The sequence below is a fragment of the Gemmatimonadaceae bacterium genome (assembly GCA_036496605.1).
Taxonomy (GTDB): domain Bacteria; phylum Gemmatimonadota; class Gemmatimonadetes; order Gemmatimonadales; family Gemmatimonadaceae; genus AG2.
In genome coordinates this window covers 92404-114521 of record DASXKV010000003.1, presented here as the reverse complement: position 1 = coordinate 114521, position 22118 = coordinate 92404, and the positions used below count along the sequence as shown (strand labels likewise).

Here is a 22118-nt window from a genome sequence, read left to right as displayed (position 1 = left end):
GCGTCCGTGATTCCTCTCCTCGTAACGCGCGGAGGCGTACTGCCTGACGAGTGCCTGCCATGAGCTGGGCCCTCGACGAATTCTTCGCGAGCGTCGAGGAGGAATTCGGCGTCTCGATTGAAGACACCGAGCAGCTCGACACGCCGGGCGCGGTCATTGATTTCGTCGCCGGTGCGACGCCCTCGCAGGACGGAATGGACGACGACGACCACCGCGAGCACGTCTCGGCGGTGATTGGCGAGTTGATGGCGCGCACGCTCGGGATCACACGCTACCGCGAGGAGTGGCGGTTCGCAGATCTCCGATGAGTTGCGATTGTCATCCGGAGTGAAGCGACGGGATGTCGGCCCGGCACAGGCATCTCAGACCAACGCTTGTCGCAGGCGATGCAACTATCAACGGCTGATAACGCGGACAAAGCCAGACAAAGTGCGAACACTGCCGGGTACTGCAAAAGAGCGTTGAGGGCTTTTTCAAAATGGCAGACGCTGTTTTGGTTTGTCCGGCGGTGCCCGCGATTTGTCGGCTTTGTCGGTGTTAAAATCGTTTTGTGGGTCGCGCCGCCAGTGGTCAGCCAAGGTCTGGGATGCTCCCGCGAAAAAAAACGCTGGGATGACAATCAATGAAAATCCGCCGCCTCCAGCTCATCCCTCAATTTGAGGTAACTCGCGAAGCGCTCGGCGCTCACGACGCCTTTCTCCACCGCGTCCATCACAGCGCAATCCGGTTCCACCGTATGGGTGCAATCCGCGAAGCGACAGCCTGTCAGGAACGGTCTCAGCTCCGGGAAACAGGTATCGAGATGCACCGCCCCGAGCGCCCACATTCCCACCTCGCGGAGACCCGGCGTGTCGACCACGTAGCCACCACTCTCGTTAGGTAGCGGAATCATCGTCGCGCCGACGGTCGTGTGTCGACCCTTGTTCACCGAGGCGCTGATCTCACCAACGCGAAGCGCGAGGCCAGGGAACAGCACGTTCAAGAGCGACGACTTCCCCACTCCCGACGGTCCGGTGAATACCGACACGCGTCCGTTCAGCATCGAGCGTACGTCGTCGAGTCCATCACCACGCTTCGTGCTCGTGTAGTGAACCGGGTAGCCTGCGCGCGAGTAGGCGGCAAACCGGTCGTGCACCCCGCGCTCGCTCACGAGATCGACTTTGTTCACGATGATACGCGCCGCGAGCTCGTTCGCCTCGGCGATCACGAGAAAGCGATCGAGCATGCGGACGTGTGGCTCGGGCTTGGCGGCGGAAAAGACGACGACGACCTGGTCGACATTAGCCGCAACGATGCGTTCACCGTAGGCACCGCCAGGTGCGCGGCGCGCGAGTCGCGACCGTCTCGGTAGAATCTCACAGATGGCCCATGCGCCGCCGCGCGTGTCCGGCTCGACGAGCACCAGATCGCCAACCGCGAGCTTGAGTCGATCGACGTCACCGTCGCGTCGCGGCGCATTTGGGCCTTCGCGCTTGAGACGCCCGCGGAGCGTCGCGTCAACCGATAGGGCGTCGTCCACGCGCACGCGCCAACTGCCACCGCCACCACTCAGCACGACGCCGCGGCGCGAACCCTCACTCACTCGGCGCCCTCCTCACTACCCTCGGCGCGCATCGCGTCCCACCACCGGCGCTGCGACGCACTCCCGTCACCACCTTTGCCTGCGATGAGCTCATCGAGCGCCCGCTTCACCGCCGAGAGCTGCCACGCACCGACGGCGGCGCGTGCTTCGTCTTCCGTTGCCGAGCGCGCGAGATAATCGGTCTCGAGATGCCCCTCGGGCGACTGGGCACCGATACGCGCCCATTTCACGAAGAGGAGATACGCCGCATAGGGCGCGGTGGCATCAGTCGTGGCGTCAGTCACGATCTCGGCGCTGTACGAGAATCCGTCGCCACCCTCGAATGCAGCCGGGCGATCGTGCACGGCCATGTATCCGCCCAGCGTGTTGGCGTCTCCCTTGGAGTGGTCGGGCGACTGAAAGCGAGCCATCAAGACGTCGCGGACGCCATTTCGTTAGGCAGTGTCACGGTGATTGCCTCGGTGCAGCATCTCTCGGAGCACGTTACCGGTGATAAACGCAACGTTGGCAGGGCGCTCGGCGAGTCGTCTCATCAGATAAGGATACCATTGCGTTCCAAACGGGACGTACACCCGCATGCCATAGCCTTCCCTAACGAGCCGCTCTTGCAGGTCGCGCCGCACACCGTAGAGCATCTGAAACTCGAAGCGGTTCGCCGCGACATCGTTCTCGCGCGCGAACCGCTTGGCTTCGTTGATGATCGCCGGATCGTGTGTGGCGATGCCGGGGAAGTTACCATGCCGCAGCAACGCGTGCATGCACTTCACGTAATTGGTATCGACATCGGTCTTATCCGGATAGGCGACGGTCGCCGGCTCCTTGTACGCACCTTTGCACAGACGCGCGCGACAGCCGAGCTTGATCGCGTATTCGGTGTCGGTGAATGTACGATAGAGATAGCTCTGCAGCACGATGCCGACGTGATTGCGATAGTGCGGATAGAGTCGGTGCTCGAACAGATGGAGCGTGCGATCGGTGTATTCGGTCGACTCCATGTCGACGCGCACAAAGCTCCCACACTCCTGCGCTCGGGCGAGCACCTCGTGCATGTGGCTGACGCACAGGTCCTCCGAGATGTCGAGGCCCATCGCCGTCAGCTTCACGGAGACATTTGCGTCCAGGCGTTGCGCGTGGATGCGCGAGAGGATGTCGAGGTACGCGTCGCGCGTACCGCGGGCCTCACGCTCGTTCGTGACGCTCTCCCCGAGCAAATCGAGCGATGCACGAATACCGCGGCTGTTCAAGACGCGTATGGCATCGAGCGCAGTGTCCAGCGTCTCGCCGGCAACGAACCGATTCGCGAAACGCTTGGCGAGCCCGTTGTTCCGCACGAATCGAAAAACGCGCGGTTGATTCGACAGATACAGCAGCGCGGAACGAAGCATCAAGGAGTTGGACGCAGTCGAGCTTGGACGGGCTGCACGATGCGCACCACGGGAAAGGTGTGTTCGTTGGCCCACGGGTCCAGCACGTTCCAGTCGACGAACCCGTCGTCGCTCGATGGCTCCAGGAGATACGTGGCGAGTACGCCGAGCGGCTGGCCGGTCCGCACGACGATGTTCCCCGCCGGCAGTGTACGCGTCGCCGGCGTTCCCCAGCTTCCACTGATGCGCCGCTCATGGTGTTTCTGGAATGGCTGCGCCGCGGTGCTCGTCGAGTCCACCGTGAATGTCGCGACGCGCGCTTCGACGGGTTCCGTCAGCTCCTCGACGACGATGCCGTGCATAACGAGCCGCTTGAGGAGCGAGTCGCCAACCTCACGCGGAAACGTGTACGCGTAGGGCATCGGCACCGACAGCGCGGGCGCGAAGCGATCGTAGATGGGCATGTCGACCGTGCGCACGCCGCCGGTCCGCCTAACGCCGCGCGGCAGTCCGGCCTCGTAGCGCACCGTGTCGCCGACGCGCTGCACTTCCTCCACGCGAATCGGTCCGCTCCGCACCGTCGCCATCGTCGAGCGAATCGGAATCGAGGGCGCCGAGCGCGGATCGTTTCCCCAGCCCGTCGTCCGCGTCTCTGCCTGCCGAGCGAGATCAACGATATCGTCCGCGTTGGCCGAGACGTACGAAAGCAACTCGGACACGAAATCGTACGTCGACGCGACACGGCGCTCGAAGGGATCGTGCGAATAGGCCTCACTCAGCACGGAGATGCGTCCCCGCAGGCCATAGTAGTTCGTCCCGAAGCGCGGACGCGCGTCGTAAGTCTCCCAGGCGGTCGGTGCACCCTGCTCGCGAGGAAAGTTACCGTAATCGAAGACCTCGAAGCCGTGGCGCTCGCGCATCCGCAGGCGCAGCTCGACCAGCATCGTGTCGCGCGTGTACGCCAGCGTAAACACGGCCGCGGGATTCAATGTCGCCGCGTACGTCAGCGCGTAGCCGTGATAACTCCCGTCCGTCGTGTGCAAATCCACGAAGACGTCTGGATCCCACGCGCGGAACATGGCAAGTGACGCGATCGTTTCCGGCGCCTCGGCTTTCACGTAATCGCGATTCAGATCGAGCCCCTGGGCATTCGCGCGTGTTCCCACGAGCGCAGGCCCGTTCTGCTCGGTGCGATTGCGCTCCTGCGACGCGAACCGCTCGTTCCCGTCCGCATTGTAGATCGGAACCGCGATGAGCACGATCGAATCGAGAATGTTCGCGTGATCGTCGAAGAGCAGATCGCGCAGAATCGACTGGAGCGCCTCCTTACCCTCGACCTCGCCCGCGTGGATGTTGCCCTGCACGTAGACGATCGGCCTCTGGAGTCGCTTCGCCTCGATCGGTGTCGTGACGAGCGGCCGCGAGGCGATCACGAACGGAATGTCACGACCTTCTGTGGTCTTGCCGATCGATCCGATGTGAATTTTCGCGCCGAGCAGCCGAAGTGAATCGAGAAATTGAACGACGTCGGCGTAGGAGGACGTCTCGGTGAACTTCGTGCGCTCGGCGCGCGTGAGCGGTTTCGCGAGCGCGAGATTGCCCGGATAGCGGCTCCGGGATGGCGCCGTGCTAGGGGGCGAGGAGGCCTGCGCGCACGCGGCGACGATTAACAGCCAGAGGAGTGCCTTTTTCGTCGTCCCGAGCGATGCGGGGGAGTGTCGCACGTATTGACTCGTGAGGCTATCGGAGACAGGAAGTGTAGCCTCGCTACCCGCCACGCTCAACGCGCCACACTATGTCGCGCGTCCCCCGTGCAGGACGGCGCCGCGAGCGCGCGTCTGCGCCGCGGTCGCTGCATCGGCTCCGCGCTCGATATCGAGCCTCACATTCCGCTGGAACATCGTAAAGTCGGCATCGCGAAGTCCCGCCTTCGCGAGCGAGAGCACCACGTCCGATGCAACACCCACCGGCACGCCGCGGGCGACGAGGTCCGTCGCTACCGTGAGCGGCAATGTGACTCGCGCACGCCCGGCGCGCTGCGAAGCGGCACGCAGTTGGGCAAGATTGGTCATTGGCAAGCCGGCGTGCAATGCGTTTGCGCCCGCGTTGATTTCATCGGTGCTCGCACCGGCGCCGAGGGCGCCTTTCGCGGTACGCAGTTCGGCGAAGAGCCCGCGCACGGCGGTGACGATTCGATCGTCGTCCGCACCCTTCTGCGAGCCCTCGAGTGCTTTGTCGACGAGTGGCTCGGTAGGCAGGCGTACCTTACGCGCCGAGTCGACGAATGCGCCCACGGCGACGCGCGTGGACGAGTCGAGTCGCGAGAGACGCACATCAGCACTGCGTTGCTGCGCCGGAGCTCTGCGGGCGACCAACAGGACGACGCAGCACGCGGCGACCACAAAGCTGCCGGCGCGCGCTGGCCAGCTCACCGAGTCAGGTCTCCCCCTCCAACGACGAGCGCGGAGTTGGGCACCCCGAAGTCGTCATCGAGCGCGCGCGGCGCAGTCGGGTCCGCGACCCAAAGGCTGTCGTCGACGACGAAGGAATAGCGGTGATGTCCCTCGGGAACGGCGGCCGTCACGGACCACACGCCGCCGCCTCGATGTTGGGCACTGAACTCCGGGTGTGTCGTGTCCCAATCATTGAAGTCACCAACGACCTGAACCTTGCGCGCCGTGGGCGCTACAAGAACGAATTGCACCGCACGCCGCGGCGTTACGTGAGAACTGCCCGAGCGATCAACGCTCACGTCCAGCCGACTTCCGGCGGCCCTCGAGGCGCGCAGCGTTCCGATAGCGTGGCCAACCGAAAGCGTCAGCGCGAGCAGCAGTGCCGCGGCAATCCCGGAAACCAGCGGGCTGACGGTGATCGTTCGGGGACGAAGTGCGCGCGTCCAGGCACGATAGCGATGTCGCGGCATGGCACGAATTGCCGTCATGACGCGTCGATCGAATTCTTCATCGAATCGCGCCGGCTGCCGCAGCTCCGCCACGACTCGCTGGATCCAGTTTTCAGGCTTGCCTCGCATCATTCACCTCAGGACGTCCGCGCTCCTCACGTACCTCGCGATCGCTCCGTACGTCACTCAATAGTTCGCGTAACCGGTCGCACGCCCGCATCACCCGCATCTTGAGCGCGGATACGCCAGCGCCCGTCAGTCGCGACATCTCGTCGTAGCCCAGCTCCTCCACGTACTTCAGCAGAAATGCTTCCCGCTGTTCGGGTCGCAGCTGGCTCAAGGCGCGCTCGATCTCCTCACGCCAGGCGCTTCGCTCGGCGGGATGCTCTTCCGCCGCTTCGTGGAGCGCGAGGTCGTCGCTGACGAAGGTGCGCGAGCGGCGACCACGTCGGGCGCCAACCGTACGGCACCGATTTACCAAAATGCGAAACAGCCACGCGCCAAATCGTTCAGGATCCTCGCATCGGGCGAGCGACCTGTAGGCGCGGGTGAACGCATCCTGCAGCGCTTCCTCCGCATCCTCGCGGTTGCCAAGCATGTGCAGCGCATATCGTGCGTACCGATCGCGATATCGCTCCACGAGCTCGGCATAGAGCTCGGCCTCTCCCCGGAGCACGCGTTCGACTATCTGCGCGTCCGAGCTACGATCCATAGAGACAGACCTTGGGGGGGAAGAGGGGGTCACACGACTGAGGAGTTAGGGGCTAGGGACAAGGGGCGAGGGGCTGCGATTGCTTAGCCCTACGCCCCCAGCCCCTATCCCCTCTTACGCTACAGGCCGCCCTTCGGTTGGATAGAACGCCCCGCTCGTCTTTGACAGTTCGACGAGCACGTCTGCCGGCACGAAGCGCGGAGGATAGCGGTTGTTCAACTCTTGAAGTTGTCGCACGATCGTCGCGGCGCCAAGAGTATCAACATATCTGAACGGCCCACCGCGGAATGGCGGGAATCCAATTCCGAACACGGCGCCGACGTCGCCATCTCGCACATTGCGAAGAATGCCTTCCTGAAGGCAGAGCGCCGCTTCGTTCACCATCGCGAGGACGCAGCGACGAACGATTTCGTCGGGCGGAATGGTCACATGCTGGCCGGCGCTCGCTCGTGCGCCGGCGCCGATGATCTGATAGATCGAATTGTCGACCTCGCCCTTCTTTCCCTTGTCGTCGTACTTATAGAAGCCCGAGCGTCCCTTTCGTCCCATGCGGCCAGCGGTGACGACGCGTCGCATGGCCTCCGAAGGAGTCATGCGAATGCCCAACGCGTCCGCGAGCACGAGACCGACCTTTCCGCCCACGTCGATTCCGACTTCGTCGAGGAGCGTGATTGGCCCGACAGGAAAACCGAAGTCGACGAGCGCCTTGTCGATGGCGTCGATTGCCGCGCCCTCGTCGAGTAGCCGTCCCGCCTCGTTCATGTAGGCCGAGAGGGTACGCGTCGTGTAGAACCCGGGACCATCGTTGACCACGATCACTGTCTTCCCGAGTTGCTTGCCGTAGGCGACCGCGGTCACCGTCGCCTCTTTCGTCGTGCGTGATGTTGCGATCACCTCGAGGAGCGGCATCTTCGGCACGGGCGAAAAGAAGTGCATTCCGAGCACGTGCTCGGGGCGTTTCGAGGCCTCGGCGATGCGACTGATCGGAATCGTGCTCGTGTTCGACGCGTAGATCGCGTCGGCGGGCATGAGCGGCTCGACCTCGCGCAGGACGCGATGTTTGAGATCGAGATCCTCGAACACCGCCTCGATGACGAGATCGACGTTGCCGAAGCCCGTGTATTCCGTCGTTCCGCCCGTCAGCGCCATCATGTCGTCGAATTGCTGGCGGGTGATCTGACGCTTCGTGTACCGCTCGCGCACGACCTCGCGCACGGCGGCGAGTCCCTTGCCGATGCGCGCGGTATCGGTGTCCTTGAGCCTGACGAGCGTCCCTTGCTGGACAGCAACGGAGGTGATGCCCGCGCCCATGAAGCCGGCGCCGAGCACGCCGAGCTTGTCCACGACATGAGCGGTCGGGACCGGCGCCGCGACGCCGGTGTCCTTTTTCAGCGAGTTCGTCGCGAAAAAGAGAAAGATGAGTTGACGCGAAACGTCCGTCATCGCCAGCTCGCCAAAGCGGTGCGACTCTTCCCGGAAACCGGCGTCGATGCCGCGCTCGTAGCCGATGCGGACGACGTCGAGTGCGGCAAGGGGCGCCGGATATTGCCCGTGCGTCTGCGCCATCACGCTCTGGCGCGCCTTCTTGAACACCAGCGATCGCCCGAGACGATTGCGCTCGATGAGCAACCCTTCAGCGCCGCGATCGCTACGACCCAGCGATCGTTGACGCGTGCCCGCCGCAAGCTCCCGTGCGCGCTGCACCGCGACGTCGCGCAGGATGGCCGGATGGACCACGTCGTCGACGAGGCCCATCTGGAGCGCTTTCTTCGGGCGGATATTGCGGCCGCGCAGAATCATGTCGAGCGCGTTAGGCAGGCCGATGTGACGCGGCAGCCTCTGCGTGCCGCCCGTGCCAGGGATGAGCCCCAGCTGCACTTCGGGGAGACCCAGCACCGTCTTCGGATGCTCGGTAGCGATACGCCACGCGCAGGCAAGAGCGGTCTCGAGGCCTCCGCCAAGACACGCGCCGTGGATCGCGGCGACGACGGGAACACGCAGACGCTCGAGGCGCGAGAGCAGCTTCTGACCAGTGTAGCTCGCCTGCTCGGCCTCTTCTGCGGTTTTGAATTCGAGAAACTGCTCGATATCCGCGCCGGCAATGAAGTTGTCACTCTTCCCCGAGATCAGTACGGCGGCGCCAACCGACGAATCGCGCTCGAGATCATCGAACACCTTCCGCAACTCCTCGGCAAGCGCCAGGCTGAGCGTATTGACGGGTGCGTCCGGGACGTCGAGTGAGAGGACGGCGACGTTGGAATCGCGCGTAACGGTCAGCGATGGCATGCTCTATTTCCGCTCCACGACCATCGCGTGTCCCATCCCGCCGGCCGCGCACACCGTCATGAGGCCGAACTGCCCGTCGCGACGTCGCAGCTCATCGACGAGCGTCGTTAGGATGCGGCCTCCGGTGGCGCCGAATGGGTGACCGATCGAGATCGAGCCGCCCATCACGTTCAGTCGGTCCGGATCGACTTCGCCAACCGGCGTCGTGAAGCCGGCGCGCCGAGCCCAGTCCGACGACACGAATCCCTTCAGATTGCTCAGCACCTGGGCCGCGAACGCCTCGTGCATCTCGACCAGGTCCATGTCGGCCAGCGTCAGGCCGGCCCGCTTCAGGGCGACAGGTGCCGCGAGCACCGGCCCCATGAGCAACTGCTCGCCAGGATCCAGTGCCGCGTACGCGTAGGATCGTATATACGCGAGCGGCTCGTAACCTAACGACTTTGCTCGCTCGACGCTCATGAGGAGAACCGCGCTCGCGCCGTCGGTGAGCGGCGACGAGTTGCCCGCGGTCACCGTCCCGTATCTGCGATCGAAGACGGGTTTGAGCGCCGCGAGCTGCTCGAGCGACGAGTCGCTGCGAATGCCGTTGTCCGAGATGAGCACTTTCTCGAATTTCGGCGGCACGTACGCCGGCACGATCTCAGCCGTTAGGCGGCAGTCGCGCGTTCCCGCCGCGGCAAGCTCGTGTGACCGCAGCGCGAACTCGTCCTGCGCCTCACGAGTGATGTGGTTGATCTTCGCCATCTTCTCGGCCGACTCGCCCATCGACTCGCCGGTCGTCGGTTCCGCGATCGCCGGCGTGATCGGGACGAGGTCCTTCGGCCGGAACGAACCGAGGATCTTGAGTTTTTGCGCGGGACTCTTCGCGCGATTGAGCGCCACGAGCTTCTCCGACATCCCGCGCGAGTGCAGAATCGGGACGTTCGACAGCGATTCCGCGCCGCCCGCGATGACGACGTCGTGATGGCCGAGCACGATCTGATCGGCGGCGTCGGTGATCGCCTGGTTTGCCGACGCGCAGGCCCGGCTCACGGAATACGCTTCGGTGCCCTTCGGCAGCATCGGCATGAGCGCGATTTCACGCGCGATGTTCGGTGCGATCACCGACGGCACGACCGTCCCATACACCACCGCGTCGACGTTCTTCCCGTCGAGGTTTGTGCGCTGGATGAGCTCCGCGACGGCGAACTTCCCGAGCTCGATCGCGGTGAAATCCTTGAGCGCCGTGCCTGCCTTCGCGAACGGCGTGCGCACACCGGCCACGACCGCGACGCGGCGTCCGTTCGTTCCGAGCGTTGCCATGCTGGGAAGTTAGGTGTCGTTGGAAGATGTCACTAGGCTCTGGTAGCTTCGTGATGATGCGCCCGCTCGACGTAGCCCGCTGACCCGGAGGACGATCTGACGACTGTCACCGCCTCGCGCGAGCTGTCGCCGACGGAAGCGCGACGCCAGCAGCTCGCGGCGCTCGCGCGGGATGAATTCGATCTCCTCGTCGTTGGTGGCGGCATCACCGGATGCGGCATCGCGCGCGACGCTGCACTGCGTAGCCTCCGTGTCGCGCTCGTGGAAAAAGACGATTTCGCAAGCGGCACGTCGAGCCGCTCGTCGAGGCTCGTGCACGGCGGACTGCGATATCTCGAGCATGGGTTGCTCCATCTCGTCTTCGAAGCCAGCGGCGAGCGTCGTCGACTCCTGCGCCTGGCCCCTCACCTCGTCCGACCACTCGAATTCCTCTGGCCCGTATACGCCGGAGCGCGAGTGCCGCAATGGAAGCTCAACGCCGGTCTCACGCTGTACGATGCACTGGCCCTCTTTCGTAACGTCGGCTCGCATCGTCGCCTCAGTATCCGTCAGATCGCGGCGCGCGAGCCAACACTGAGGCGCGACGGGCTCCTCGGCGGTGCGCGCTATTTCGACGCCTCCACGAACGACACGCGCCTAACGCTCGCCAATGCCATCGGCGCCCGCGAAGCGGGTGCCGTCGTCCTCAACCACGCGCGCGTCACCGAATTGCTCGTCCACACCGAAGCGCAGCGAGGCGCCCGGGTGCACGACACGATCGGCGACACGCACCTGGACGTGCGCGCCAAGGTCGTCGTCAATGCGACGGGCCCGTGGAGCGACGAGTTGCACCATCTCGGTGAGGAGCGCCCTCCACGACGCACCGAGGTGCGCGGCAGCAAGGGCGTACACGTCGCCGTCGGCCGCGAGCGCGTCGGTAACCATGGCGCGCTGACACTGCTCGCGCCTAACGACGGACGGGTCATGTTCATTTTGCCGTCTGGTCGCCTAACGGTTATCGGCACGACGGACACGTTCACCGACGCCCACCCGGATGAAGTCCGCGCCAGCGAGCGAGATGTCGCCTATCTCCTCGAGGCGGCGAACGCCTTCTTTCCCGCCGCACGCCTGACGAATGCCGACGTCATGAGCGCCTGGGCAGGCATTCGACCGCTGATTGCCACGGGTGCCGAAAAGGCCGATCCGAGCGATGCCTCCCGCGAACATGCGATCTCGAGCAGCGCGAACGGCGTCGTCAGCATCACCGGCGGCAAGCTGACGACGTACCGCATCATGGCCGCCGAAGTCGTGGATGTCGTCGCCGAACGCTTGGGCAAGGGCGTCACGCGCCGTCCACCGACGAAGAACGCTCGGCTCCCGGGTGGCGATCTCGCCTACATCGACGAAGCAATCGCGGCCGCGGAGCGTGCGACCGCCGATAACGAGCTGGCGAATCATCTCGTGCATTCGTATGGCAGTCGTTGGTCCGCTGTCGCCGACGAGATCGCCGCGCCCGGCGGCTCGGAGCGCCTCGCTGGCTTGCCATACACGATCGGCGAAATGCGTTACGGAGTGCGACACGAGATGGCGTACACGCTCGCCGACCTCCTGCTTCGCCGCACGCATCTCGCATTCGAGACGCGCGATCATGGAACGGCCAGCGGCGAGCGCGTCGCTCGCGGTGTGGGGGAGCTGCTCGGCTGGAATGACCGAGATATCGCGAAGGCGATCGAGGCCTACGCTCGGGACGTAGGGCGCGTCTTCACCATCGAGCCGTAGGTTGCCTATCGGGCAAGACAGGCGTCGAGAGGCGGAGCCTCTCCCTGGTATCGATGTCTCTTCCCGCCCTCGATGTACCGCCCAACGAGTCGGCCACGACCGAGTCGCGCGTGCGCTGGCGCTTCTCGGAGTCACACCTTCCGCTCGTCGTCGCGGCGATTGCCGTCGCCGCCGGGTTGTACGCCGTCGACACGTTGCCGATAGGTGGTTTCTACGACGACGCGTTTTACGTCATTCTCGGGAAGTCGCTCGCCACAGGACATGGGTACCGGAATCTCAACCTGCCGGGCGCGCCGTTCGCGACGCATTACCCGCCTGGCTATCCACTTCTTCTCGCGGCGCTGTGGCGGATCGGGCCGTCGTTTCCGTCGAATCTCGTTCTATTCAAAGTTGCGAATGCGCTCTTTCTCGGGGTCGTCGCGGCATTTGCGTACAAACTCGCGCGCGAGCGTCTTGCTCTGAGCATTGGCTTCGCCGTCGCTGCCACCGTCGCCGGAACCGCGACGACGCCCACGCTCTACCTGAGCAGCATGCTGCTCTCGGAAATGATGTTCCTCGCGCTCGTGCTGCCGTTCCTCCTGTGGGCCGAGCGTAGAGTCAATGAAGACCGACCCGATCCACGCGGAGCGCTCTGGCTCGGCGTAGGCGCGGGTCTGCTTTTCCTCGTCCGGTCCCAGGCGATCGCGCTGGTTGGCGCGGTGGCGCTCGTCTACGCAATCCGCCGACGGTGGCGCGAGAGCGCGCTGACTGTCGCCGCGGCAACGATCGTGGTGTTGCCATGGTTGCTCTGGGTCTCGGCGCACGACGCCTTCCCGCCATTGATGCGCGGAGACTATGGCTCGTACTTCGCATGGTTTGAAGATGGCATCAGAGACGGCGGCCCCGGAATCGTGCTCGAGACGTTGCGCCGCAATCTTCCCGACATGTTCGGCCACATCGCGCACCGATTTCGTCCGCCGACGAATCCGCTGCCCGACGTTATCGCGTCGATCTGCGTGCTGCTGTTCGCGATTCCAGGCGTTGCGAGGTTGAGTCGGCGAGCACCGGTCACGCTCGGCTTCATTGCCGGCTACCTCGCGATCGTCGCCATCTGGCCCTTCGCGCCGGTTCGTTTCCTGCTCGGCATATGGGTGTTGATCATGCTGGTGCTCGCGTTAGGCGCGCAGACGCTGCTCGAGAGCCGATTGCCTACCGTTGCATGGAATCGACCAAAGATGCGCCTTGCGATGCGCCTGGCCGGAGGGATCGCGGCCTTCGTCCTCGTCGCTGGCCTCATCGGGTACAACGTGCGCGGCTACCAACGGCGCTGGTGGGCGACCACGGAAGACTTGAGCGGGCGCTGGATCGCGCCGAAACTGGAATGGATTCGTTCGCAAACGGATACGAGCGCCGTGATCGCGACGGACCACGACGAGGGCGTGGTGTATCTCTACACCGGGCGACACGCGGTTCCCATTACCACGTTCACCGCAGCCGAATACCTCGAGCCGCGCTCACTCGATGTCGACGCCAACGCGCTGCGCACATTGACCGCGCACTTTGGCGCGCAGTATCTCGTCCTCTCGTCCGTGCGGCTGCGACCCACGGCCGCCGCCATCAGCACCACCGGCGTGGCGCTTGGCGATGGTGAACACAGAGTCGTGCCGTGGGCTTTTACGCTCAGCCGCCGCCGCTCGCGATGAGCTAGTCGACGGATCGGTCGTTGGCTGTTGGTCATTGGTAACCACCAATCACCAATCACCAATCACGATCACAGATCATTCGGCGTCGCCTGATGGATGGTCGTGAGATTCACGACCTTGAGCGTTCGCACCACCGTCGGCAGCCGCAGCTGCGTCACTTCGCCGACCGCCTTTCCCAGCAGTGCACGCCCAATCGGCGACGCCATCGTGACGTGGCCTTCCTCGAATTCGAGCGCATCGCCGAAGACGAGATAGTACGTCTCCCGCGTCTTCGTCCGCTGATCCTCGACGATCACCCTGGAGCCGAGCCCGACTCGATCCTTCGGAATCTGCGACGGATCGATCTGCGAGAGCTTACTCAACCGCTGGCGAAGCTGACCGAGTCGCGCCTGTACGAACTGCTGTCGCTCGAGCGCCGCTTTGTACTCCGAATTCTCGCGCAGGTCGCCAAGCTCCACTGCGCGCCGAATCTCCCCCGGCAGGGTGACGTTGAGCTCGTACTGCAACTTCTCCACTTCCTCGCCAAGCTTCTGCTTGAGTGCCTCGATCATGTGCGTGTCGGGTCCAGTACAACAAAATGGAGCGCCCGACCATCAGGCCGGGCGCCTCACCGCAACGTACGCCTGGCCAGACACTTCCGCAAATGACGGACCCGTCGTCCTGCGCCGCGCCGGCGTCGCTATTCTCCGGCTAGCTTCGACGGATGATCGAGATCGAGCGCTTTGGCGACGTGGAACGCATCCGCCTCGCGAGTTGGGGTAGCCGGCTCGCGGGAATGGACGTCAGCGCCTACCTCGTCCATGGCGTTCTCGTGGACAGCGGATTCCCGCTTGCGCAGCGGGCGCTGGCCGAATTTCTCGATGAGCGGCCGATCATCGGCGCCATGCTCACACACTACCACGAGGATCACGCGGGCAACGCGGAGCTCCTGGCAGGACGGGGCATTCCTCTCGCGATGCACGCGCTTACCCTCGATCGTCTTCGCGATTCGGCGGCGATTCGTCTCTATCGGCGCGCGGTCTGGGGAACAACGCCGCGTCTGACATCGGCGCCGCGAGCATTCGTCTCCGAAGTGCCGCTCGAGTTCGTCCACACGCCCGGTCACAGCGCAGATCATCAGATCATCTGGGATCCGGCGCGCGCCACCGTGTTCTCCGGCGATCTCTGGCTCGGCGTTCGGGCAACGCTCATGCACGAGAACGAGGACCCGTATCAGATCGTCGAGAGCTTGCGTGCGGTGCTCGCTCTTTCGCCGGAGCGCGTGTTCGACGCGCACCGCGGCCCGGTGCGCGATCCGGTCGCCGCTCTGGCGGCGAAAATCAGCTACCTCGAAGACGCGATCGCTGCCATCAAGACAAAACAGGCCGCAGGCTGGAGTGATCGTGCGATTCTGCGCCGTCTCCTGGGTGGCGATGAAACCGTCGCGATTGCATCGGGAGGCGAGTATGCGCGCATGAATTTCGTGCGCGCGGTGCGAAGAGGGTCGAGGGTCGAGGGTCGAGGGTCGAGCGAAGAGGGTCGAGGGTAGAGAGCAGCGTGAACCTCTGCCCACAACTCTCTGCCCCACAACTCTCTACTCTCTACTCTCTGCCCTCTGCCCTCTGCCCTCTGCCCTCTACTCTCTGCCCCCTGCCCTACCGATGCATCGGCAGCATTGCTTCCGTGTGTTCCGCGTCGGCCGGCCCGTGACCAGCGCGCCGATACTCCTTCGTTAGGCGATCGAGCATCTCCACGCGACGAGCGAACAAGCGCTTGAGTGGCCGGGGCGCGTGGCGCGCGTGGGCGTACGCCGTGAGTAGCGGCAGAGCAACCGTCGAATCCAGATAACACACCACAGCATCCGGGAGGCGATCGGGGTCGATCTTCCCCCAACTCACTGCTTCGGCCGGCGTCGCTCCCGAGAGACCACCCGTGTCGGGGCGCGCATCGGTGATCTGCAGGAAGTAGTCGTGCCCCTTCTCGTCGATGCCGAGCACCTCCTGAATTTGTGGCTCGGTCTGGAGCATGAAGTTCTTCGGACTGCCTCCGCCGCAGATCAGCACCGCCGAGCGCCCGCCTCGAGCCTTCTTTCCGCCGCGTTTGGCATCGAGCACGATCGACGCCGTCTCGTTGACGTCGAGATTCGGGTCGATCATGCATCGATTCCCATCGAGTGCGAGCGCCGCAATGTTCATCCCGATCGATGAATCACCGGGCGACGACGTGTAAATCGGCACGCCGGCCGCATACGCCGCCGAGAGCAGCGACTTCTGGCCGATGCCTAACGCCTTCTCGCGCTCGCGCACGTATTTGCCGCAGAGATTGTGAAACTCGGCGCTCGACATCGAACGCTGAAACTCTTTCCCTTGGATGATCGTGCGAAAAAATGCGTCCGTCGAAAGCAGCACATCGTAGTCGAAGAAGATGTCGTAGATCCGAACGACGCCCTCCTCGCGCAGCACGACGTCCGATTCCTGCGCGTTCCCGCGATGCATCGCCAGGCCGAGACCGAAATGCGTGTCGTGATACAGATTCGCGCCGGTCGAGATGATCCAGTCCACGAAGCCGCTTTCGATGAGCGGAATCACCGCCGCCATGCCCAATCCCGCCGGTGTCAACGCACCGGTGAGCGTCATCCCAACCGTGACATCGGCATCGAGCATTTTCTGGGTGAAGAGCTGACAGCCCTCGCGCAGGCGCGCCGCGTTGTATGCGAGAAAGGTCCCGTCGATCAGATCGGCGACGCGCTCGCTTCCGTCGATGCGCCGCGGATCGATCCGGTCGCCGCGCAGGAACCGGCTCGTCTCGTGCGCGGTGTGGCGTTCGCCCGAGCGCTCGCGTTCCTCGGCCGCGCGTTTCTGCACCGCCTTGGGTCCCGCGGCCGACGCGCGTTCACGCTTGGCCGTGCCGTGCCGGGAGGCCTTGAAGCCGCCGCGCTCGCGGCCATTGCCTCGCGCTGAACTGTCGTCCTTCTTTCTCGCCATGGCTCGCTCGCCAATTGAAACTTGCTAAATGTCCCGATCGGTGCTACGCGCCGCCTTTGTCGCCGCTTCCCGCGGACGGATCGCGCGTTGCTGTGACTCGTACGCTTCGACGACGGCCGAGCAGGCTTCCTGTGGATCGTCGGTGAGGAGAATCAGATTGAGATCGCCGGGCGAAATCTTGCCCTCGCCGAGCACGCGCGACTGCAGCCAGCGAATCAACCCCGCCCAGTAATGGCGCCCGAACATGATCACCGGGAATTGATAGATTTTTCCCGTCTGAATCAGCGTCAGCGCCTCGAACGCTTCGTCCAGCGTCCCGAACCCGCCGGGGAAGATGATGAACGCGTTTGAGTACTTGATGAACATCGTCTTCCGCACGAAGAAGTAGCGGAAGTTGATCAGGGTGTCGACGTACGGATTCGCGCCCTGCTCGAAGGGCAGCTCGATGTTGCAACCGATCGAGCGGCCGCCGGCGATGCGCGCGCCCTTGTTCGCCGCCTCCATGATCCCGGGGCCCGCGCCGGTGATGATCGCGAATCCCTGCTCCGCCAGGAGCCGCGCCGTTTCCTCCGCCGCCTGATACTGCGGATCGTCTGGGTGCGTGCGCGCCGATCCAAAGATCGTGACGCCCTTCGTCACCGTCGCAAGGTTGTCGAATCCCTCGATGAACTCGCCCATGATGCGGAGGACGCGCCACGGGTCCGTTCTCGTGAAATCCGCCGCCTCGCTCGGCGCCTGCAGCAGCTTCTCGTCCTCCGTGACGGGGCCGACGAAGCTGCGAATGGAATCATCGATGATGCGCGTCGCGCCCGATGCGCGTGCCGCCGTTCGTTCCGAAGGGGGAGTGCGGCCAGCGGCGCGATGCCCCGCCTCGGTCCGCTCGCGGAGATACTCTTGCGCCTCGAGCGCCGCTTCGGCGAGGAGTTGTGGATCGGACCGCTTGCCGGTAGCGGTGCGCGGCGACCGCCGCCCCGCTCGCGGCTTCCGACGGCGATCTTCCCGACCATCCCCCCCGTTATTCTTGTTTCTGGAAGGCATTCAACGTTGATGTGACATGGCGAGCGCAACCAAGGTCCGCGCCTCGGTGACGATGCCGCACAAGTCTATCGGGCTCGGGGGGGCGTTCGCCAGCAAGATGCGAGTGGCGTTCGGTGCGTGCTTTGCGTAAAGCTGACTCGCCGACTCCTCGAGCCATCTGACCCCTACGGGAATAGACGTGCCTGTCATCATCATCATCGCTGACGGCGTGCGCCCCGATACGCTCGGTGCAGCGCTCGAGCGCGCGCCGGGTTCCGCGCCCGCTGCGCCCGCGATCTCCGGGCTCCGCGATGACGGTGGCTTCTTCACGATCACCTCGTGCTTCCCGTCCGTCACCGGTCCGGCCTACGCGCCTTTTCTCATGGGCCGTTATCCGGGCACGGTTGGTCTTCCCGGTCTGCGCTGGTTCGATCGGAGTCGCGCCACGTGCTCGTTTCCGACGTTCTCGCGCAGCTACGTGGGCCACCAGATGCGGCGCGTCGACGCCGACATCGACCCCACCGCGCCGACGGTGTTCGAGCTTTCGGAACGAAGCGTCGGCGCACTGAGTGTCATCAACCGCGGTCTCGCGCCCAGCGGGCGCGTCGCGACGTTCGGGGTCCAGAGCCTGCGCGCCCTGCGCTCGGCCGCGCGCGTCGCGCGCACCCATTTCACGGGGAACGTGCGCGGCTGGCTCGACTTCGATCGCGACATCGTCGAGGAGGTCGTTAGGCGTGTGCGCGATGAGCGGCCGGATTTCGTCTTTGCGGCGCTGACGGGGATCGACAAGACGTCGCACGCCCAGGGACACGACGCGCCGATTGTCGGCGATGCGATCGGCATCGTCGACGAGCTCGTCGCGCGTATTCGGCATGACGCCGAGCAGCTCGGATACTGGGACGACACGCACGTCTGGATCACCAGCGACCACGGTCATTCGCCCGTTCGCGCGCACGACGATCTCGAGCGCGGCATCGCGGCGCAGGGCCTCCGTGTGATGGCACATCCTTGGATTTTCACGCTCGCTCCGCAAGCCGCGGTGATGGTGAGCGGCAACGCAATGGCGCACGTGTACGTCGAGCTCGAGCAGCGGCATCGCCCCTTCTGGAGTGCGCTCCGCTCGCGATGGGAGCCACTCGCGCAAACGCTGCTCGATCGTCCCTCGGTTGACCTGCTCCTGTTGCCTAACGACGGCCATGGCTGCGAGGTTCGCTCGCGGACGCGCGGCTCGGCGATCATCGCAACCGACGGAGCGCGCTTCAGCTATCGGCGCCTGACTGGCGATCCCCTCGGCATCGGCGCCGATCTCCGGAAGCTCGACGCGCATGGCGCGTACGAGACGACGATCGATACCGACTATCCCGACGGCATCGTGCAGATCGCGACGATCGCGGGCGCGCCGCGAGCGGGCGACATCATCCTCTCCGCGGCGCGCGACTGGGATTTCCGTGCCCGCTACGAGCCGATTCCGCACGTGAGCTCGCACGGCGCGCTCCATCGCGAGCACATGCTCGTGCCGCTCGTCGTCAACCGTCCACCGGCCCTCGCACCACGCCGAACCGTAGACGTCATGCCGAGCGCGCTCGCCGCACTCGGCATCGACGCGCCCGCCGGTCTCGACGGCACGTCGTTCTTCGCGCCCGCGCACAAGACCGCCGCTGCGTGATCAGACGCGGAGCAGTTCGCGGTACCAACGATACCATTCGCTCTGAAATCGCTCGTCCGGATCGTACTCGCGCTTCCTCCGTAGCATCGCGCGCAACGACGGATGACATCGGAGCACCTGGTCGTGGCGCGCGTGACGATGGTACGTGAGGTAGTAGCTGCCGTTCTGCGCGATGGCGAGATCGATCAGCCGACGAAGGGCTTCGGCTGAGTGCGCGAGACCGGCGGCCGAGTGCGGCGTATGCACGTTGACGATCACACAGGCCGAGCGTTGGCGCGCCCACGGTAGAAAACTCTCATCGTCCGGCTCGATGAGCCGGATCGTTCCGTAAATCACGTCGACGTCATTGCGACGGAGGTCTTCGCTCGCATTGCCGAGGAACTCCGCGAGCCGACCAATCGGCACGAATAGCTCCGTGATCACTTCCGTGCCGCCGTCGCGATATCCGTGGGCCGTCAGGCACGGGTCGATCGCGCGGTGATAGTCGTCGAGGTAGATCGAGAGTTGATGGAGGTCGGACCAGTATTCCTGTCCCGATGTCGCGAGATAGTGCGCCGCATACAGCTCGAACGCGCGCGACTTGTCGACGTGCGCGAGAACGAGCAATTCGCCCCACTGATCGGCGGTGAGTACCGGCGCCGGTTCGGCGCCACGCGTCGCGGCGGCAACTGGCGTGTACGTCGACAGAATGCCGCGATGAAGGAAGTCCGGCGAGCGTGGATCGATGGCGAACTGGAAGTCGCCATACAGCGCGCCCGCGGCGATTCGCTCGGCGAACGCGTGCACGAGGTCGCCCGATGTCGCAAGCGCAACGTCTCGGCGCAGCCGACGCCGGCGGACGAGGCGGAGCGTCGCTGTCGCGATGAACCCGAACAGACCGTAGCCGCCAATCGCCAGCCGAAACAGCTCCCGATTTTCGGTTCGCGAGCACCGGTGCAGCTCACCATTCGCGTCGAGCAGCGTGAACGATTCCACATCGTCAATGACCGGTTTCATCGTTAGGCCGCGGCCATGGATGTTCGCCGACAACGCGCCACCGATGCTCAATTGGTCCGCCCCCGTCTGCTTCTGCCGAATCGTCCCGCGATCCTTACGGCCGCGTTGCAGTACGCCAAGCTGTCGAATCAACGCCGGCCATCGAATCCCCGTCTCCACTTCGACCAAGCCGCGCTCGACATCGAGAGAGAGCACGCGATCGAACGCGCATGTATCGAGCAGGATGCCATCCTCCACAAACTGCTGACCTCCCATCGCATGACGTGCGCCGGCAATGCAGATGGATTCGTTAGGTACTGCCCCTGCGATGGCGGCACGCGCGTCCGCCAGACTGCGCACCGGCACCACACGGCGCACGCACGTCGGATTCAGGCGCGAATGCGCGTCGTTGACTGCCTCGCCCGCACTGTAGTTGAACATTGTCAGGAAACTCTCTCGCATTGCCTGCAGTCCCCATCCGTCGAGTGACGTAGCCGCGCTCTCATGATGACGCAGCGCGTCGATCGGCAATGCTCGTCGATTACCTTTCGAGCGTGCAATCCCCACGGCTCGCTCCTCGGAAGCGCTGGTCTCGGCTCGTTCTCTCGCTGGCACTCCGCGCGCTGCGCGATCCGCGGCTCGCGGCGGCGCTCCTTCGTGTCGCGTGGCGCTTCCGGCGTCGGCGCTGGCTTCGGCGCGCCCCGTTTTTGCCCCTTCCCGATCGACAGTACGTGCGCTGGCGCATGCTGACGGCGTACGGCGACCCGGATATCGTGCCGCCGGCCGACGACGTCGCGCGCTACGCACGCTGGGCCGTGCGCAAATGAAGGTCGACGGCCCAGTCTCGCTCGAGGCCAGAATAAAAGCGCAGGCATTCGGCCTGGGCTTCGATCTCGTCGGGATTTGTGTGCTTGGCCCCGCCGAAACCGCCGATGCATTCGACGAATGGCTCGCGCGCGGCTTTGCGGGCACGATGGCGTATCTGCCGTGCGGCCGCGACAAGCGCCGCGATTCGCGCCTCCCCGCGCCCGGCGCCCAATCGGCGATCGTCGTCGCGATGAACTACGGTGGACGTGAGCCTTCGGGACCCGTCGCTCGTTACGCACGAGGCGACGATTATCACGATGTCATGCACGACCGTCTCACGGCGCTGCATGCCTGGCTCGACGACCAGGTCGATCAGCACGTCCTCGGCAAGCCGTACGTCGATACCGGTCCCGTCCTCGAGCGTGACATCGCGCGCCGCGCGGGCCTCGGTTGGTTCGGAAAGAACACGAACCTCATCCATCCCGCGTTAGGCTCGTTCTTCTTTCTTGGCGTGCTGCTCGTCGGCATCGAGCTTGCGCCAGACGCGCCCTTCGAGGCCGACCGGTGTGGCACCTGCACGCGCTGTCTCGAGGCCTGCCCGACCGGAGCGCTCGTCGAGCCGCGCGTGCTCGATGCGACCCGCTGTATCTCATATCTAACGATCGAGCTCAGAGGAGACATACCGCTCGACCTTCGCGGGGCGATGGGAGACTTGATCTATGGGTGCGACATCTGCCAGGACGTCTGCCCCTGGAATGAACGATTCGCGCGATCGCTCCCCGAACCGTCTCCCTTTGCGCCACGGGCGGCGTTAGGCGGCAAGGACGCTCGCACCCTCGCGCGAGAGCTCCTCGCGATGAGCGACGCCGAGTTTCGCGCGGGCTTCGCGGGCTCGCCCATGAAACGAGCCAAGCTGCGAGGCCTGAAACGCAATGCCGCCGTCGTGCTCGCGAGCGTCGGCACCACCGAAGACGTACCGGTGCTCGAGAAGGCATGCTCCGATCCCGAGCCAGTCGTCCAGGCGCACGCGGTCTGGGCGTTGCGAGTGCTTCGAGAAAAGCAAGGCGCTGGACGAAGTGCGGTCTTCTGACGCAGACTACGG

At 64.7% G+C, this 22118-nt stretch carries 20 protein-coding genes; 7 read left to right on the top strand and 13 right to left on the bottom strand.

What is annotated here, in order from left to right:
* The first annotated feature begins 59 nt into the window (after nucleotides 1-59).
* Nucleotides 60-308 (top strand): hypothetical protein, encoded by a 249-nt coding sequence (locus tag VGH98_01435; GenBank protein HEY2374612.1) that lies wholly within the window; start codon nucleotides 60-62, stop codon nucleotides 306-308.
* A 311-nt stretch (nucleotides 309-619) separates the two neighbouring features.
* Here the strand turns inward: VGH98_01435 and rsgA are convergent, their stop codons facing one another.
* The 9 genes from rsgA to fadI all read right to left on the bottom strand — a co-directional run bounded on the left by rsgA (nucleotide 620) and on the right by fadI (nucleotide 10148).
* Nucleotides 620-1582 carry a ribosome small subunit-dependent GTPase A gene (rsgA, locus tag VGH98_01430; protein ID HEY2374611.1) on the bottom strand — a complete coding sequence of 321 codons (963 nt, stop codon included), beginning with the start codon at nucleotides 1580-1582 and terminating at the stop codon, nucleotides 620-622.
* Nucleotides 1579-1992, bottom strand: a complete 414-nt coding sequence (locus VGH98_01425; protein HEY2374610.1) for a hypothetical protein — start codon at nucleotides 1990-1992, stop codon at nucleotides 1579-1581. Before VGH98_01425 ends, rsgA begins: the two co-directional genes overlap by 4 nt.
* Nucleotides 1993-2016: 24 nt before the next feature.
* Complete coding sequence (locus tag VGH98_01420) at nucleotides 2017-2967, bottom strand: proline dehydrogenase family protein (GenBank protein HEY2374609.1); 951 nt, start codon at nucleotides 2965-2967, stop codon at nucleotides 2017-2019.
* Nucleotides 2967-4670 (bottom strand): M14 family metallopeptidase, encoded by a 1704-nt coding sequence (locus VGH98_01415; GenBank protein HEY2374608.1) that lies wholly within the window; start codon nucleotides 4668-4670, stop codon nucleotides 2967-2969. The genes VGH98_01420 and VGH98_01415 overlap by 1 nt, the downstream gene beginning before the upstream one ends.
* Nucleotides 4671-4739: 69 nt before the next feature.
* Nucleotides 4740-5378: a hypothetical protein gene (locus tag VGH98_01410; GenBank protein ID HEY2374607.1), complete on the bottom strand. Its 639-nt coding sequence runs from the start codon at nucleotides 5376-5378 to the stop codon at nucleotides 4740-4742.
* Nucleotides 5375-5980 (bottom strand): isoamylase early set domain-containing protein, encoded by a 606-nt coding sequence (locus VGH98_01405; GenBank protein HEY2374606.1) that lies wholly within the window; start codon nucleotides 5978-5980, stop codon nucleotides 5375-5377. Before VGH98_01405 ends, VGH98_01410 begins: the two co-directional genes overlap by 4 nt.
* A complete protein-coding gene (locus VGH98_01400; protein HEY2374605.1) occupies nucleotides 5961-6560 on the bottom strand; it encodes an RNA polymerase sigma factor in 600 nt (199 codons plus the stop codon). The genes VGH98_01405 and VGH98_01400 overlap by 20 nt, the downstream gene beginning before the upstream one ends.
* Before the next feature lie 114 nt (nucleotides 6561-6674).
* A complete protein-coding gene (fadJ, locus tag VGH98_01395) occupies nucleotides 6675-8846 on the bottom strand; it encodes a fatty acid oxidation complex subunit alpha FadJ (GenBank protein ID HEY2374604.1) in 2172 nt (723 codons plus the stop codon).
* Between the two features lie 3 nt (nucleotides 8847-8849).
* Nucleotides 8850-10148 carry an acetyl-CoA C-acyltransferase FadI gene (gene fadI, locus VGH98_01390; GenBank protein HEY2374603.1) on the bottom strand — a complete coding sequence of 433 codons (1299 nt, stop codon included), beginning with the start codon at nucleotides 10146-10148 and terminating at the stop codon, nucleotides 8850-8852.
* 96 nt (nucleotides 10149-10244) lie between these two features.
* Here fadI and glpD point away from each other — a divergent pair, with 96 nt between their 5' ends.
* Both glpD and VGH98_01380 read left to right on the top strand, forming a co-directional pair.
* Nucleotides 10245-11906: a glycerol-3-phosphate dehydrogenase gene (gene glpD, locus VGH98_01385; protein HEY2374602.1), complete on the top strand. Its 1662-nt coding sequence runs from the start codon at nucleotides 10245-10247 to the stop codon at nucleotides 11904-11906.
* Between the two features lie 53 nt (nucleotides 11907-11959).
* Nucleotides 11960-13588: a hypothetical protein gene (locus VGH98_01380; protein HEY2374601.1), complete on the top strand. Its 1629-nt coding sequence runs from the start codon at nucleotides 11960-11962 to the stop codon at nucleotides 13586-13588.
* A gap of 68 nt (nucleotides 13589-13656) precedes the next feature.
* On the opposite strand, the gene VGH98_01375 is transcribed toward VGH98_01380, so the two are convergent.
* On the bottom strand, nucleotides 13657-14139 hold the full coding sequence (locus VGH98_01375) for a GreA/GreB family elongation factor (GenBank protein ID HEY2374600.1): 483 nt from the start codon (nucleotides 14137-14139) through the stop codon (nucleotides 13657-13659).
* 152 nt (nucleotides 14140-14291) lie between these two features.
* On the opposite strand from VGH98_01375, the gene VGH98_01370 reads away from it, so the two are divergent.
* On the top strand, nucleotides 14292-15116 hold the full coding sequence (locus VGH98_01370) for an MBL fold metallo-hydrolase (GenBank protein HEY2374599.1): 825 nt from the start codon (nucleotides 14292-14294) through the stop codon (nucleotides 15114-15116).
* A gap of 106 nt (nucleotides 15117-15222) precedes the next feature.
* Here the strand turns inward: VGH98_01370 and speY are convergent, their stop codons facing one another.
* The gene (gene speY / locus VGH98_01365; GenBank protein HEY2374598.1) at nucleotides 15223-16551 is read right to left on the bottom strand and encodes a deoxyhypusine synthase; all 1329 of its coding nucleotides are present in this window, start codon (nucleotides 16549-16551) and stop codon (nucleotides 15223-15225) included.
* 24 nt (nucleotides 16552-16575) lie between these two features.
* The gene (locus VGH98_01360; protein HEY2374597.1) at nucleotides 16576-17589 is read right to left on the bottom strand and encodes a TIGR00730 family Rossman fold protein; all 1014 of its coding nucleotides are present in this window, start codon (nucleotides 17587-17589) and stop codon (nucleotides 16576-16578) included.
* A 178-nt stretch (nucleotides 17590-17767) separates the two neighbouring features.
* Here VGH98_01360 and VGH98_01355 point away from each other — a divergent pair, with 178 nt between their 5' ends.
* Nucleotides 17768-19234 carry an alkaline phosphatase family protein gene (locus VGH98_01355; protein ID HEY2374596.1) on the top strand — a complete coding sequence of 489 codons (1467 nt, stop codon included), beginning with the start codon at nucleotides 17768-17770 and terminating at the stop codon, nucleotides 19232-19234.
* On the opposite strand, the gene VGH98_01350 is transcribed toward VGH98_01355, so the two are convergent.
* On the bottom strand, nucleotides 19235-20776 hold the full coding sequence (locus VGH98_01350; protein HEY2374595.1) for an FAD-binding oxidoreductase: 1542 nt from the start codon (nucleotides 20774-20776) through the stop codon (nucleotides 19235-19237).
* Here VGH98_01350 and VGH98_01345 point away from each other — a divergent pair.
* Both VGH98_01345 and queG read left to right on the top strand, forming a co-directional pair.
* On the top strand, nucleotides 20764-21036 hold the full coding sequence (locus VGH98_01345) for a hypothetical protein (protein HEY2374594.1): 273 nt from the start codon (nucleotides 20764-20766) through the stop codon (nucleotides 21034-21036). The genes VGH98_01350 and VGH98_01345 overlap by 13 nt on opposite strands.
* A complete protein-coding gene (gene queG / locus VGH98_01340) occupies nucleotides 21033-22106 on the top strand; it encodes a tRNA epoxyqueuosine(34) reductase QueG (protein HEY2374593.1) in 1074 nt (357 codons plus the stop codon). The genes VGH98_01345 and queG overlap by 4 nt, the downstream gene beginning before the upstream one ends.
* Nucleotides 22107-22118: the final 12 nt, after the last annotated feature.

Excerpts from the sequence above, each read along its gene's own strand:
- VGH98_01360 (HEY2374597.1), bottom strand. The coding sequence starts at position 17,589 with ATGCCTTCCAGAAACAAGAATAACGGGGGGGATGGTCGGGAAGATCGC.
- fadJ (HEY2374604.1), bottom strand. The coding sequence starts at position 8,846 with ATGCCATCGCTGACCGTTACGCGCGATTCCAACGTCGCCGTCCTCTCA.
- VGH98_01375 (HEY2374600.1), bottom strand. The coding sequence starts at position 14,139 with ATGATCGAGGCACTCAAGCAGAAGCTTGGCGAGGAAGTGGAGAAGTTG.
- VGH98_01405 (HEY2374606.1), bottom strand. The coding sequence starts at position 5,980 with ATGATGCGAGGCAAGCCTGAAAACTGGATCCAGCGAGTCGTGGCGGAG.
- VGH98_01380 (HEY2374601.1), top strand. The coding sequence starts at position 11,960 with ATGTCTCTTCCCGCCCTCGATGTACCGCCCAACGAGTCGGCCACGACC.
- speY (HEY2374598.1), bottom strand. The coding sequence starts at position 16,551 with ATGGCGAGAAAGAAGGACGACAGTTCAGCGCGAGGCAATGGCCGCGAG.
- VGH98_01425 (HEY2374610.1), bottom strand. The coding sequence starts at position 1,992 with ATGGCTCGCTTTCAGTCGCCCGACCACTCCAAGGGAGACGCCAACACG.
- VGH98_01435 (HEY2374612.1), top strand. The coding sequence starts at position 60 with ATGAGCTGGGCCCTCGACGAATTCTTCGCGAGCGTCGAGGAGGAATTC.
- VGH98_01420 (HEY2374609.1), bottom strand. The coding sequence starts at position 2,967 with ATGCTTCGTTCCGCGCTGCTGTATCTGTCGAATCAACCGCGCGTTTTT.
- queG (HEY2374593.1), top strand. The coding sequence starts at position 21,033 with ATGAAGGTCGACGGCCCAGTCTCGCTCGAGGCCAGAATAAAAGCGCAG.
- VGH98_01400 (HEY2374605.1), bottom strand. The coding sequence starts at position 6,560 with ATGGATCGTAGCTCGGACGCGCAGATAGTCGAACGCGTGCTCCGGGGA.
- fadI (HEY2374603.1), bottom strand. The coding sequence starts at position 10,148 with ATGGCAACGCTCGGAACGAACGGACGCCGCGTCGCGGTCGTGGCCGGT.
- VGH98_01370 (HEY2374599.1), top strand. The coding sequence starts at position 14,292 with ATGATCGAGATCGAGCGCTTTGGCGACGTGGAACGCATCCGCCTCGCG.